The following is a 12,852-nucleotide window of genomic DNA, read 5'->3' on the forward strand; positions in this document are numbered from 1 at the left end:
GCCGCGCCCGCCGTCACGGCCCGCCGGCCCCATCCGTACCGCGTGAGCATGTCCATGGCGCCGACGGCAGGAATCCCGCGGGCCGGGCACCCCCGGCGAACGGCGGGCCGCACCCCCGACGATCGTCAGGGGTGCGCCGCCCGCCCCGCCGTGGTCCGGCCCTGGTCCGTCAGTGGCCCGACCACGACCCGAACGGGGCGGTCAGCGCCCGTCGTCCTCCGTGCGGCGGGCGAAGCGCCACAGGAGGTGGGTGATCCGCAGGAGGAACACCACCGCGGCCAGCACCCCGCCCGCCAGGGTCAGAACGGCAGCGGTGGCGGGGGAGACGTCGAAGAGCAGGGCGGGGCCGTACACCGCCCCGAACACGAGGGCGGCCGCGAAGCACGCACTGACGAAGGCGTAGCCGATCTCCACCGTGATCGCGTCGCGGTCCGCCTGCGTCCGTCGCCCCATGCACGCAGTGTCACAGCGCGTTGCGTACGGCCACAAGAGTGCCGCAGGGCTCCGGTCAGCCGATGCCGGCCGTCTCGGCCCACTGCCGCGCCAGCGACTCGTCCCCGCTCACCCCGGGGCCCAGCAGCGGAAGCCTGTTCCACAGCGCCGCGTACAGCCACGACGCCTCGCCGGTCACCTCGCAGTCCGCCGGGTCGCCCGTGTCGCCCGCCACCGTGCGCGGCGGCTCCGCCGACAGGTGCACGGTCCACACCGCGCCCGTGTCGGCGGCGCGGATCCGCAGCACCCGCGGCTCCTCGGTCCGCATCCGGCTGCGCGGCCGCGCATGGAACCCGGTCAGCAGTTCGTCCACCCCGTCCTCGGCGAACTCCGGCGCCACCGGTGCGAAGGCCACGCCGAGCGCCGCCTGCGCGTCCATCCGGTGCACGGCCGTCTCGTGGGCCTGCCGGCGTGCCCAGAACGCCAGCGGTGACGGCGCGGCCGTCGGCAGGAAGGTCCAGCACTGCACATCGGCCGGAGCCTCGGTCAGCGTCCGGACCAGGGCCCCGTGCGCCTCCCGGTACCAGGCCAGCAGCTCGGACCCGACCAGCTCGGGGGCGTCGGGGAACGGGCCCGGCTCCACGACGGCGTCCCGGACGTACCCGGCGGCCCACCGGTGCACCGCACCCGTGTGCTCCAGCAGATCGGAAACCCGCCACCCCGGACAGGTCGGCACCGGGGCGTCCGTACCCGCCCGTTCGGCCGTGTCGGCGAGCAACTCGCCTTCCCGGGCAAGGGTCTCCACATACTCTGTGATCTTCATGCGGGCAGTGTCCCACCGACCGGTGACAATGGGGCCATGGACGGGGAACCCGGGGAACTCTTCCCGCGCGAGCGGACCGAGATCGCCCCCGGCGCCGTGCACGTGCCCGACTGGCTCGCGCCCGAGCGCCAGCGGGAGCTGCTCGAGGCCTGCCGTGCCTGGGCGCGCCCGCCCGCCGGGCTGCGCACCGTACGGACACCCGGCGGCGGGACGATGACCGCCCGCCAGGTGTGCCTCGGACTGCACTGGTACCCGTACGGGTACGCCCGCACCGTGGTGGACGGCGACGGGGCGCCGGTCAAACCGATGCCCGGCCGGCTCGCGGAGCTGGGGCGCGAGGCGGTGACCGCAGCCGGATTCGGAAGCGGAAGCGGAAGCGGAAGCGGAACCGGATCCGGAACCGCCGAGGCGTACGACATCGCGCTGATCAACTTCTACGACGGCGACTCCCGCATGGGCATGCACCGCGACGCCGAGGAGAAGTCCGGGGCGCCGGTCGTCTCCCTCAGCCTCGGCGATACGTGCGTCTTCCGCTTCGGCAACACCGCCTCCCGCGGCCGCCCGTACCAGGACGTGCCGCTGCGCAGCGGCGATCTGTTCGTCTTCGGCGGCCCGGCCCGGCTGGCCTACCACGGGGTGCCGAAGGTCCTGCCCGGCACCGCCCCGCCCTGGCTCGGGCTGACCGGGCGGCTGAACATCACCCTGCGGGTCGGCGGGCTGGGGACACCCCCCGACTGACCGGCGGCGCCGCGCACAGCACCGATCATGCGAGGATCGCTGTCATGAACGGCAACGGGGCCCCGCCGCGGGTGGGGGATGTGACCACGGTGTCCGCGCTGTCCGCAGCGTCCGCCGGATCTGCGGCACCGGCGCCTTCGGCTGCGTCCTCCGCGGCGTCGGCCTCTTCGGCGTCCTCTTCGGCGTCCTCGAGGACCAAGCTGGAGCGGGGCCGCGGTGCCCTCGGCCCGGCGCTGGAGCTCGTCCACACCGGCCGGGCCCCGACCCGCGCCGTCCTGACGGCCGAGCTCGGCGTCACCCGCGCCACCGCCGGGGCCGTGGCCGCCGAGCTGGAGGCGCTCGGCCTGATCCGCGTGGACTCCCGCCCGGGCGGCGCGGGCGGCACCCAGGGCCGCCCGTCCCACCGGCTCTCCATCGACGAGAACGGTCCCGTGGCGCTCGCCGCGCAGGTGCACCCCGACGGGTTCCGGGCCGCGCTGGTCGGCCTCGGTGGCCGGATCGTGGCCACCGCCCCGGGCAAGGTCACCGTCTCGGCGGACCCGGCGCAGGTCCTGGGCGCCGTCGTGGAGGCGGGCGCGGCGCTCCTCGCCGACACCGGCCGGCGCTGCATCGGTGCGGGCCTCGCGGTCCCGTCGGCGGTCGCGGAGCCGGACGGTACGGCGCTCAACCCGCTGCACCTGGCCTGGCCGGCCGGGTCTCCCGTACGGGCCGTGTTCGCAGAGTGCGTGAAGGCGGCCGGCATCGACGGCCCGGCGCTGACCGGCAACGACGTCAACCTGGCCGCGCTCGCCGAGCACCGGCACGGCGCGGGCCGCAGCGCCCAGCACCTGCTGTGCGTGGCCACGGGCCACCGCGGGGTGGGCGGTGCGCTGGTGCTGGACGGGCGCCTGCACAGCGGGAGTTCGGGCCTGGCCCTGGAGGTCGGCCACCTCACCGTCAACCCGGAGGGGCGGCCGTGCCACTGCGGCGGCCGCGGCTGCCTGGACGTGGAGGCGGACCCGCTGGCCTTCCTGACCGCGGCGGGCCGCACTCCGGGCCCGGAGGTGTCGCTGCTCCAGCAGGCCCGCGACCTGCTGCGCGAGGAGTACGCGGAGCCGGCGGTACGGGCGGCCGCCGAGGAGCTCATCGACCGGCTGGGCCTCGGCCTGGCGGGGCTGGTGAACATCCTGAACCCGGACCGGATCATCCTGGGCGGCCTGCACCGGGAGCTGCTGCACGCGGACCCGGAGCGGCTGCGGGCGGTGGTCGCGGACCGCAGCCTGTGGGGGCGCAGCGGCGGAGTGCCGATCCTGCCGTGCACCCTGGACCACAACAGCCTGGTCGGTGCGGCGGAACTGGCCTGGCAGCCGGTGCTGGACGACCCCCTGGGGGCCCTGGGGGCGGCGGCCTGAGGCATCCTGGCCGGGCTCGCCGCCGGGTCGGCGACGGGCCGGCCGGCGCCCTGGCAGCGCTGGTGCTGCCGGGGCGCGGATGCGGCCGCGGAACCCTCACCCGGGCCTGGCGCCGACCGACGCCGCCACCGGCATGCCCGTCGGGACGGCGCCCGGGTCCACGGCGACGACCACCGCCGGCACGGGCTCTCGTACGGGCATGGATCCGTTGCCGACCGGACGGTGCTGCGCCGACGCCGCCGGGGCGGCGCGGAGCGAGAACCACACCACCTTGCCGGGGCTGTCGGCCTGGTTCCGCGCGCCCCAGGCCTCGCTGACCGCCGCGACCAGCGCGAGTCCGCGCCCGCAGGTCTCCAGGGCGTCCGCGGCCGCCTCCCGCAGGACGGGAAGCCGCGGATCGCTGTCGTACACGGAGACCGTGAGCCGCCCCAGCCGCAGCTCGATCTCGACCGTGCACGTCTTGTCCGGCTGCGCATGGCGGTGGACGTTGCTGAGCAGCTCCGTCACGCCGAGCGCAGCCCGGTCTATGAGCGGATCGAGCTGCCAGTGGCGCAGTTGCGCTGAAACGATCCTTCGGATCTGGCCGATCCGGGACGGCAAGGCCTGCAGTTCCACGACGCAGTGCCTGCGTGAATGACTGATCACGGCTGCGACTCCCCGACATGAGTGTTACGGGTGCTGCACCCTCAGTAATGCTCCACCAGGGTCACCCACGGTGCCCGTGTATGCAACCGAACGCGATCGAAAGCGATCCGCATGGATACCCAAAGTGACTGTTTGTGCAGGTGAGGGAGGTACATTGCGAAAGCAGGGGGCGAAGAACCGCACGAAGGAGCAAGGCGCATGAGCACCACCCGTACCTCCGGTACGACGGCTACGACCATCGACGTCGACCGTAGCGACGCGGACTACCGCGCCTGGCTGAAGGAGGCCGTCCGCAAGGTCCAGGCCGACGCCAACCGCTCCGCCGACACCCACCTGCTGCGCTTCCCGCTCCCCGAGGAATGGGGCATCGACCTCTACCTCAAGGACGAGTCCACCCACCCGACGGGCTCCCTCAAGCACCGCCTCGCGCGCTCGCTGTTCCTCTACGCGCTGTGCAACGGCTGGATCCGGCCGGGCCGCCCCGTCATCGAGGCCTCGTCCGGCTCGACCGCCGTCTCCGAGGCCTACTTCGCCAAGCTCATCGGCGTTCCGTTCATCGCCGTCATGCCGCGCACGACGAGCCCGGAGAAGTGCCGCCTCATCGAATTCCACGGCGGGGAATGCCACTTCGTGGACGACCCGATGAAGATGTACGAGGAGTCGGCGGAGCTCGCCGCCCGGACGGGCGGGCACTACATGGACCAGTTCACCTATGCGGAGCGCGCGACGGACTGGCGCGGCAACAACAACATTGCAGAATCGATGTACCAGCAGCTGCAGTTGGAGCGGTACCCCGAACCCGCGTGGATCGTGGCGACCGCCGGCACCGGCGGCACCTCCGCGACCATCGCGCGCTACGTGCACTACATGCAGCACGACACCCGCGTCTGCGTCCCGGACCCGGAGAACTCCTGCTTCTTCGACGGCTGGACCAACAACGACCCGCACGCGAGCAGCGACTGCGGCTCGCGCATCGAGGGCATCGGCCGGCCGCGGATGGAGCCGAGCTTCGTGCCGGGCGCGATCGACCGGATGATGAAGGTGCCGGACGCGGCGAGCGTCGCCGCGTGCCGGGTGCTGGAACGGGCCATAGGGCGCAAGGCGGGCGGGTCGACCGGCACGGGCGTGTGGAGCGCCCTGAAGATCATCTCGGAGATGGTGGCCGAGGGGCGCAAGGGCAGCGTGGTCACGCTGCTGTGCGACCCGGGCGACCGCTACCTGGACAAGTACTACTCGGACGAGTGGCTGGCCTCGCAGGGCCTGGACATCGCCCCGTACACGCAGACGCTCGAGACCCTGCTCGCCACCGGCGTCTGGCGCGAGCCCACCGCCTGACCTGCGGGGACCGCCCGGCGCCCGGGCCGGCGGCGTCTCATGCGCCGCCCGTCGGGCGCCGCGCCGAGAGGCGGGCGTCCAGGGCCCGGACCGCCGAGCGGAACGAGTGGCCCAGACCCGGACGGGCACCGGTGAGGGCGAGCCGGAAGAGCGCCGGGCCGTCGGCGGCGAAGGTCCAGCGGACCAGGGTGCCCGGTCCCGGCTCGGCGGGAACGAGCCGCCACTCCTCCAACAGGGCGCGCGCCCCGGGGGCATTGGTCTCGTCGACCCGGTACGCGTAGCGGCGCCCGGGATCCGCCGCCATGATCGTCTCCTGGAAGCGGGTCCCGCCCACCAGCCGGACCTCCCGGCCCGCGCCCCCGTGCGTCGGCCGGGCCAGGGTCACCGCCCCGAACCAGCGCGGCCAGCCCTCGACCTCCTCGGCCAGGGCCCGGTACACGGCCCCCGGCGACGCCGCCGTCCGCGCGACGAAGCTCAAGCGGACGGGGGCGTCCTCGATGAAGTCCAGCCCCACCGGGCGGAGTCGGCGTGCCATGGGGGTGCCTCCTGGGGGTGTGCAGCGGAACGCGCGGGCGCGTGTGGTGCGCGTACCATAGCTGGCGCCCCGTCAGATGTCCGCTGCGGCCCGCTCCCGGACCGGTCGGTGACGGGCCGGGGGCCGACAGGGTCGGGGCCCGAGGATCACCCGTTGGGGGCAGGGCGGCCCCCTAGGCACGGGGTGCGTGGCGCGGGATGCTGGAGCTGCGCTGATCCCGCCCCGCTAGCGGAGGCCACCGTGCCCGACACCCCCAAGCCCCCGCATCCCCTCGCCCTCGAACTCCTCGCACCCCCACGGCCCCTGGCCCTCGAGCTGCGCGTGCACGGAGTCCACGGCGCACCCCCCGCCGAGCTGCTCGGTGACCCGCGCACCGTCCGGATCACCGGGGACTCGACCGCCGCCGTGTTCCGCCGCGCAGCGGACGCCGACGCCGAGGACCATCCCGAGTGGTACGCCGGCCGGCCCGTGATCGAGGCCTACTGCTGGTCCCGGCTCACCTCCGGCAACGGCGCCCGCGCCCTGTGGCTGCTGCTCCTGCCCTTCATGGTGGTCAACCTCGCCCACTGGGCCCGGCCGGCCGCGCCCGCCACCGGTCCGGCGCCGCGCGGGGTGCGGACGTACGGGGTCCTCGTACGGGTCCTCGCCCTCAGCCTCACGCTGCTGCTCATCGCGGCCGCCTGCGAGGTCTCGCTCGACCTCCTCGCCTGGCAGTGCGCAGGGTCCGCGCACTGCACAGGCTCCCGATCCTGGCTCGGGTTCCTCGCACCCGGCGGCTGGTGGGGCCAGCCGGGGCGCCGGCTCGCCCTCGGCGCGCTCGTCCCGGCCGCGCTGACCGGGCTGCTGTGGTTCCTGTCGAACCGCACGTGGAGCGCTTACGAGTCCCAGCCGCCGCCCGCGGACACGGCCGCCCCCGCAGCCGCCGCGGGCACTGCGCCCGCGCTCGGCCGCCCCGGATTCTGGTACGGACGGCGCATAGTGGCCCGGCTGCGCGCCGCGCACACCGCCGCCGGGCTGCTCACCGTCGCGGCCGCCGTCGCCGTACCCACCGCCCGCTACGACCGCCGCACCGGCACCCCCGCGCTCGAGGCCCTCGGCTGGGCCGTGGAGGTGCTCCTCGCCGCCGGGGCCCTCGCCGTCGCCTGGGTCGTCTGCCGGCGCGGCCGCACCGAGGCCCGCCCCGACCACCGCCTCGACCGGGCCGCCGTCACCCTGCTGCCCGGCTCCGCCCTCGCCCTGCTCGCCGCCGTCCTGCTGTACGCCGGCTGGTCGCGCCCCGGGTGGACCTCCGCCGGGCGGCTCCCCGGCGACTTCGCCTTCGGCGCCCTCATGCTCGGGCAGGGCTGCTGCGTCCTGCTCCTCGCCGCCGTCGCCGTCCGCCTGTACCGGCTGGCCCCCGACCCGGCGACCGCCCTGTACGGCCTCGGCGGCCCCGCCATCGCCATGCTCGGCTGCGCCCTCGGCGGGGTGATGTCCGGCGGCGTCGCCCAGCGGGTCGCCGACTGGCTGGACGGAGCGGCGGCCCCCGGACCGGCCGGGGCCCCGGTGCCCGCGCCGCCCGTGCTGCTGTCCTGGCAGGCCGCCGTACTGCCCCCGCTGCTCCTCGTACTGGCCCTGCTCGCCGCCTGGTTCGCCGTGAGCGGGATCCGCGCCCGGCGCAGGCTCGCCGCCGGGGTGGCCGCCGAGTACCCGGGGGAACCGCCCGACGAGGACCGCAGCCGCCGGATCGCCGGGGCCCGGGCCGCCGCCGCGCTCACCGACTCCGCGCCCTGGTTCGTGGCCGCCGTCTCCGGGATCACCCTGCTGCTCGGCGCGGGCGCCCTCGCCGGAGCCTGGATCAGCGGCCGGGTCCCGGGCGAGGCCGCCCGCGGCGCCCACCCGCTGCTGGAGACCGCCGCCCGCGCCGCGCAGGACGCCGGGTCCTGGCTGATAGGACTGGGCATCGCCGCGTTCGTGGCCTGGGGCCGCCGCGCCTACCGGGACCCCGCCGCCCGCCGCACCATCGGCGTGCTCTGGGACGTCGGCACCTTCTGGCCGCGCGCCGCGCACCCGTTCGCGCCGCCCTGCTACGCCGAGCGCGCCGTCCCCGACCTGACCTGGCGGATGACCGGATGGACCGGCCGTACCGGCGGCCGCCTGGTGATCTCCGGCCACTCCCAGGGCAGCGTCCTCGCGGCGGCCGCCGTCTGGCAGCTGCCGCCGCACGTCCGCCGCCGGGTCGCCCTGCTCACCTACGGCTCCCCGCTCCGGCGGCTCTACGGGCGCTGGTTCCCGGCGTACTTCGGCCCGGGTCCGCTCGGCGCGCTGCACGGCGACGTCGACTGCTGGCGCAACCTCTGGCGCGCCACCGACCCGATCGGCGGCCCGGTCCTCGCCGCGGCCGACGACACCATGCGCGGGAACGGCCCGGCGGGCCAGGCCGGCCCCGACACCCCGCCCGCCCCGTCCGACTCCGTGGACCGGGGGCCGCTCGCCGACCCGCTCGCCTACGGGCGCACCGCCCGACACCCGCTGCCCGCGCCGATCCTCGGCCACTTCGACTACCAGGCCGACCCGGCCTTCGCCGCCGAGCGCGACGCCCTCCTGGCCCGGCTGGCGGGACCCGCCCGCCGCACCCGCCGCGCCCGGCCGACCGCACCGTCAGCGCCGACCGCGAGCGGAGCCACTCCTGCCGTGCCGGCCCCCAGGGTCAGCAAGGAGCCGGCAGAGCCGGAAGATCCTCCGGGAACAGCAGGGTGAGCTCGTCCGTGCCCGGATCCGACAACTGCGCCACCCGGCCCGCATGCCGCTCGACCATCGATTCGAACGTCTGCCGGGCCGTGCGGCCGTTGCCGAACGCCGGGCCCTTCGGCAGCTCCGTGAAGTACGTCAGCAGCGCCTTGCCGGTGCCCTCGCCGAGCCGGTACTCGTGCTCCTCCGCCTGCTGCTCCACGATCCGCAGCAGCTCCTGGGGCCCGTAGTCGCCGAAGGTGATGGTCCGGGAGAACCGCGAGGCCACCCCCGGATTGACGGTCAGGAAGCGGTCCATCTCCGCCGTGTACCCGGCGACGATCACCACGACCGCGTCCCGGTGGTCCTCCATCAGCTTCACGAGGGTGTCGATCGCCTCGCGCCCGAAGTCCCGGCCCGAGTCCTCCGGCGCCAGCGCGTACGCCTCGTCGATGAACAGCACCCCGCCGCGCGCCCGCTCGAAGGCCTCCTGCGTACGGATCGCCGTGGAGCCGATGTGCTCGCCGACCAGGTCCACCCGGGACACCTCGACCAGGTGCCCCCGCTCCAGGACCCCGAGGGAGGCGAGGATCTCCCCGTAGAGCCGGGCCACCGTCGTCTTGCCGGTGCCGGGGGAGCCGGTGAACACCAGATGGCGGCGCACCGAGGCGGCCTTGAGGCCCGCCTGCTGCCGCCGCCGGCCCACCTCGATCATGTCGGTGAGTGCCCGCACCTCGCGCTTGACGCTCTCCAGGCCCACCAGTGCGTCGAGCTGGCCCAGCACCTCACCGGAGCCGCGCGCCGCCGACGACCCCCGGTCCGCCTCCTCGACCGGGCGCGGGGCCGGGACCTGCGCGGTCTGCGCCGCAGGGCTCCGGACCGCGCCGGCCGTACGGATGCCCGCGCGCTCGGCGGTGAGAGCCCCGGCCGCGGCCGACTGCGCGGCGAGCCGCGACCCGGACTCGTCGCTGGTGCACTCCTCGGCGAGCGGACCGTCCTCCGAGAAATCGTAACCCCCGCGCGCACAACGCTCGGTGTGACAGCGCGTCAGCGTGGTCCGGCAGCCGTCGATGATGTGGAAACCGAAGCCGGAGCTGCCCGTCACCCGGCAGGACTGGAAGCTCCCGCGACCGCCTGCCGACACGTAGAACCCGGCCTCCGAAGGGGAGCTCACCGTGCACCGCTCCAGCGCGGGATCGGCGCCCTTGGTGACGATCACCCCGGTCTGGACCGCGTCGATCGTGCAGTTGGCGAGGGTGCCGCCGCTGCCGTGGTCACGGAACCAGGCCCCGGTCGCGGCCTCCCGGATCCGGCAGTCGTCGACCTGCGCGGTCGCCCCGTCGCTCACCGAGACGGCCGTGTTGCGCACCTGGGACAGATCGCTGTCGACGACGTCGGCGCGCGAGCCCCGGTCCAGCACGAACACCGCGTCCGGCACGTCGTGCACCCGGCACGAGTTCAGCGAGGCGGTGGCCCCGTCACTGATCCACACCGCCGGATAGTCGCCCGTGCTGTCGTGGATCTCGCAGGACTCGGCATCCACCCGGGTACCCGGATCCCACACCGACAGACCGTTGCGGCCGAACCGGCGCACGGTGGTGCGGCTGAGCGTGAGCACCGAACGGGAGCGCAGGTCCACCGCGTTCTCCGGAATGTCGTGGATGTCGCAGTCGGCGAGGGTGAGCACCGCGTCCGTGTCGAGGGTGACCCCGTCCGTCGAGGTGCGGTGCACCGCACAGTCGGTGAGCCGGGCCGCCGCGCGCGCGGCGATCTGCACACCGGTGCCCTTGATCTCGTACACCTCGCAGCCCAGCGCCTCCAGCCCCGAACCCTCGCCGGTGACGGCGATGCCCGCGCCCGAGGCATGGTGGATCCGGCAGCGCTCCAGACGAGGATGCCCGCCGCCGCGGACGGAGACCCCGGCCTGCCCGGCGGCCACCACCTCGCACTCCTCGAACACCCCGCCGCCACCGTCCAGTACGGCGATCCCGACGCCCGTCGGATTCTCCACCGTGCACCGTCGCACCAGGGGGCGGGCCCCGCCGCGCACCTCGATGCCGGCCGCCGACCGCGTGCTCACCCGCAGATCGGTGAGCTCGGGCGAGCCCTCCTCGACGAGCAGCGCCGGCGCCGCCCGGTCCTGCCCCTCCAGATGCAGGTCCTGGACCACGGCCGAGGCGCGCACCGTCAGCGCGACCCCGTCGAGCGGGGCGATCCGCACCGAACCGACCGAGCCCTCCGGCCCGCGCAGCGTGACGGCATGGTGCAGCACCAGGTTCTCCCGGTAGGTGCCGGGCGCGATGGACAGCACGTCCCCGTCGCCCGCGACGGCGAGCGCGGCGGCCAGCGTCGGATACTCAGCGGAGCGGCGCCGCCACCGCGAAGACCCGCCGTGCGTCACCTGGACCGTGCCCTGTGCCATGGTGCTGTCGTGCCCCCGCCCTCGTACTCGCCCTGTCGAAGCGGCCGGAACCACCACTGCCGCCCACCACAGTGGCGGCGACCGACTCCGGCCGCTCCACCGTAGCGCGCGCGGAGCCGGTGAGATGCCAGGTCAGCTGCCCGCGCCCGCCCGGCCCCAGTCCGGACCCGCCGCCGCCCAGGCGCGGTCCAGGCGTATGTACCGCCGATGCATGAGCCTTCGTACGACGAGCCGGCGGACCGTCTCCACCAGCGCGGCCGCGCCGAGAGCGGCGGCCAGGCCCACCACCGCCGCGTGGACACTCGCCGAGGACGCGTCGAGTGGACGCCCCACGAGCCGGCCCCGCGTATCGGTCCATATCCGGAACCGGTCCCCTGCCTGCGGCGGTTCCTCCGCGGCCGGCACCGTGCCCTGGTGGCTGCTGCCGTCGGGCGCCGTCCACGACGCCACGATCTGCGTGCGCTGCGGGCTCTGCCGCTGCGCCGACGGATCTGCGTCCGCCCCCGCCCCCGCGGCCGGATCGGCGGCCGGACGGACCACCACCGCCGGGACCAGGTACCGCTCCTGCCGCTGTTCGCGCGCGGCCCGCTGCAGCGTGCCGTCCACCTCCAGGCCCGCGACCGTGCCGACGGCCGGAGCCACCAGCAGGACGCACACCAGCGCGGCGAACGCCACCCACGCCTCGAAGAGATCCGTCGGCCGGCGCAGCGGATTGCGCCGCCAACGCCACACACCCATGGCTGTCCACACGGTCCGGCACCCCCTTTGCCTCCGTCTGCCTGCGGTCCAAGCCTCCCGTACGCCCCGGCGACGCGCATTCCGGGACGCGCGGCAGTCGTGTCACCCGATCCGGTGCACGAAGCCACGGAAGCCGAAGCCGGACTCCCGTACCTTCCCGCCACACCTGTCGAATGCACCAACGGCCCGCCCACGGTGCTTGGTTCCAGCGTTCCCCCACAGCCCCTCGAAGGTGTCATTCCGAGGGGCCGCCGCACGCTCACTCCAGGACGCGGACCTCGTCGCCCACCCGTACCGTGCCCACCCGCACCGGAACCAGCTGCCGCCCGAAGGCAAGCGACTTGCCGATCCGCCGGTGCCGGGCCAGGGTCTTGAGCGGCTCCCTGCCCCGCTCCGCCGTCGCCTGGTCGGTGGTCGTGACGATGCACCGCCCGCACTCGCGGACCCCGCGGAAGACGGCGTCGCCGATCGCGATGCGCCGCCAGCCGTCCTCCGCCCACGCCTCGGCGCCGGCGACCACCACACTCGGGCGGAAACGGTTCATCGGCAGCGGACCCTCCTCGGGATGGTCCCCCTGTGCGATCAGCGAGTTGAGCGCGTCCAGCGACGCGAGGGTCACGAGCAGCACCGGATAGCCGTCGGCGAGGCTCACCGTCTCGCCCGGCAGCGCGTAATCCGGGTCCACGGGCCGCCGCACGGCAGGGTCGTCCATGTGCACCAGCCGCGCCGGAACCCCGAGGTAGGCGCTGAACCATTGCGCCGCGGCGCTCGCGGCGACCACGGTCTCGACCTTCTTGCCGAACAGCACGACCGGCTCCAGCGGACCCGGCTCCGGCACCTCCACGACCAGCTCGGCCATGCCCGGCGCCGACAGCGCCACGGCGCCGCTCCCCAGCGGACGCGCCGCGGCCAACGCCAGCCGGGGCTGCTGACGTTGGGTGATGACCGTGCCCTCGGTGTCGACGAGCGCCCACCGCCGGTCCCCGGACAGACCCCAGGGCTCCACGACCACCTCGTCGGGAGCTGTCCCCGCTACCGACTTGACGGGATGGACGTGAAGCGCCTGGACATACAAGTTCGCCAT

General features: G+C 75.0%; 11 protein-coding genes. 4 read left to right on the top strand and 7 right to left on the bottom strand.

Annotated elements, in window-relative coordinates; all coding sequences use genetic code 11:
- Positions 1 to 201 precede the first annotated feature (201 nt).
- Complete coding sequence (locus ACFYXK_RS13625; RefSeq protein ID WP_389411291.1) at positions 202 to 453, bottom strand: DUF6332 family protein; 252 nt, start codon at positions 451 to 453, stop codon at positions 202 to 204.
- A 55-nt stretch (positions 454 to 508) separates the two neighbouring features.
- A complete protein-coding gene (locus tag ACFYXK_RS13630) occupies positions 509 to 1,255 on the bottom strand; it encodes a maleylpyruvate isomerase family mycothiol-dependent enzyme (protein ID WP_389411292.1) in 747 nt (248 codons plus the stop codon).
- A gap of 36 nt (positions 1,256 to 1,291) precedes the next feature.
- Here ACFYXK_RS13630 and ACFYXK_RS13635 point away from each other — a divergent pair, with 36 nt between their 5' ends.
- On the top strand, positions 1,292 to 1,993 hold the full coding sequence (locus ACFYXK_RS13635) for an alpha-ketoglutarate-dependent dioxygenase AlkB family protein (RefSeq protein WP_389411293.1): 702 nt from the start codon (positions 1,292 to 1,294) through the stop codon (positions 1,991 to 1,993).
- Between the two features lie 44 nt (positions 1,994 to 2,037).
- Positions 2,038 to 3,384, top strand: a complete 1,347-nt coding sequence (locus tag ACFYXK_RS13640; protein ID WP_389411294.1) for an ROK family protein — start codon at positions 2,038 to 2,040, stop codon at positions 3,382 to 3,384.
- Between the two features lie 96 nt (positions 3,385 to 3,480).
- Here the strand turns inward: ACFYXK_RS13640 and ACFYXK_RS13645 are convergent, their stop codons facing one another.
- Positions 3,481 to 4,029 (bottom strand): ATP-binding protein, encoded by a 549-nt coding sequence (locus ACFYXK_RS13645; protein WP_389411295.1) that lies wholly within the window; start codon positions 4,027 to 4,029, stop codon positions 3,481 to 3,483.
- A gap of 198 nt (positions 4,030 to 4,227) precedes the next feature.
- Here ACFYXK_RS13645 and ACFYXK_RS13650 point away from each other — a divergent pair, with 198 nt between their 5' ends.
- Positions 4,228 to 5,364, top strand: a complete 1,137-nt coding sequence (locus tag ACFYXK_RS13650; protein ID WP_389411296.1) for a PLP-dependent cysteine synthase family protein — start codon at positions 4,228 to 4,230, stop codon at positions 5,362 to 5,364.
- A 37-nt stretch (positions 5,365 to 5,401) separates the two neighbouring features.
- Here the strand turns inward: ACFYXK_RS13650 and ACFYXK_RS13655 are convergent, their stop codons facing one another.
- Positions 5,402 to 5,899, bottom strand: coding sequence for an SRPBCC family protein (locus ACFYXK_RS13655; RefSeq protein ID WP_389411297.1), 498 nt, complete (start codon positions 5,897 to 5,899; stop codon positions 5,402 to 5,404).
- A 240-nt stretch (positions 5,900 to 6,139) separates the two neighbouring features.
- Here ACFYXK_RS13655 and ACFYXK_RS13660 point away from each other — a divergent pair, with 240 nt between their 5' ends.
- Positions 6,140 to 8,638 (top strand): hypothetical protein, encoded by a 2,499-nt coding sequence (locus ACFYXK_RS13660; RefSeq protein WP_389411298.1) that lies wholly within the window; start codon positions 6,140 to 6,142, stop codon positions 8,636 to 8,638.
- On the opposite strand, the gene ACFYXK_RS13665 is transcribed toward ACFYXK_RS13660, so the two are convergent.
- The 3 genes from ACFYXK_RS13665 to ACFYXK_RS13675 form a co-directional block, all read right to left on the bottom strand.
- Positions 8,589 to 11,030, bottom strand: a complete 2,442-nt coding sequence (locus tag ACFYXK_RS13665) for a right-handed parallel beta-helix repeat-containing protein (RefSeq protein WP_389411299.1) — start codon at positions 11,028 to 11,030, stop codon at positions 8,589 to 8,591. The two genes, ACFYXK_RS13660 and ACFYXK_RS13665, sit on opposite strands and share 50 nt — an antisense overlap.
- A gap of 132 nt (positions 11,031 to 11,162) precedes the next feature.
- On the bottom strand, positions 11,163 to 11,768 hold the full coding sequence (locus ACFYXK_RS13670) for a hypothetical protein (RefSeq protein WP_389411300.1): 606 nt from the start codon (positions 11,766 to 11,768) through the stop codon (positions 11,163 to 11,165).
- Positions 11,769 to 12,027: 259 nt separating this feature from the next.
- Positions 12,028 to 12,852, bottom strand: a complete 825-nt coding sequence (locus tag ACFYXK_RS13675) for an MOSC domain-containing protein (protein ID WP_389411301.1) — start codon at positions 12,850 to 12,852, stop codon at positions 12,028 to 12,030.

This window comes from Streptomyces sp. NPDC002209 (assembly GCF_042890265.1).
Taxonomy (GTDB): Bacteria; Actinomycetota; Actinomycetes; order Streptomycetales; family Streptomycetaceae; genus Streptomyces.

Coding starts and splice junctions, on each gene's coding strand:
- ACFYXK_RS13625 (WP_389411291.1), bottom strand. CDS start 453: ATGGGGCGACGGACGCAGGCGGACCGCGACGCGATCACGGTGGAGATC.
- ACFYXK_RS13630 (WP_389411292.1), bottom strand. CDS start 1,255: ATGAAGATCACAGAGTATGTGGAGACCCTTGCCCGGGAAGGCGAGTTG.
- ACFYXK_RS13635 (WP_389411293.1), top strand. CDS start 1,292: ATGGACGGGGAACCCGGGGAACTCTTCCCGCGCGAGCGGACCGAGATC.
- ACFYXK_RS13640 (WP_389411294.1), top strand. CDS start 2,038: ATGAACGGCAACGGGGCCCCGCCGCGGGTGGGGGATGTGACCACGGTG.
- ACFYXK_RS13650 (WP_389411296.1), top strand. CDS start 4,228: ATGAGCACCACCCGTACCTCCGGTACGACGGCTACGACCATCGACGTC.
- ACFYXK_RS13655 (WP_389411297.1), bottom strand. CDS start 5,899: ATGGCACGCCGACTCCGCCCGGTGGGGCTGGACTTCATCGAGGACGCC.
- ACFYXK_RS13665 (WP_389411299.1), bottom strand. CDS start 11,030: ATGGCACAGGGCACGGTCCAGGTGACGCACGGCGGGTCTTCGCGGTGG.
- ACFYXK_RS13670 (WP_389411300.1), bottom strand. CDS start 11,768: ATGGGTGTGTGGCGTTGGCGGCGCAATCCGCTGCGCCGGCCGACGGAT.
- ACFYXK_RS13675 (WP_389411301.1), bottom strand. CDS start 12,852: ATGGCGAACTTGTATGTCCAGGCGCTTCACGTCCATCCCGTCAAGTCG.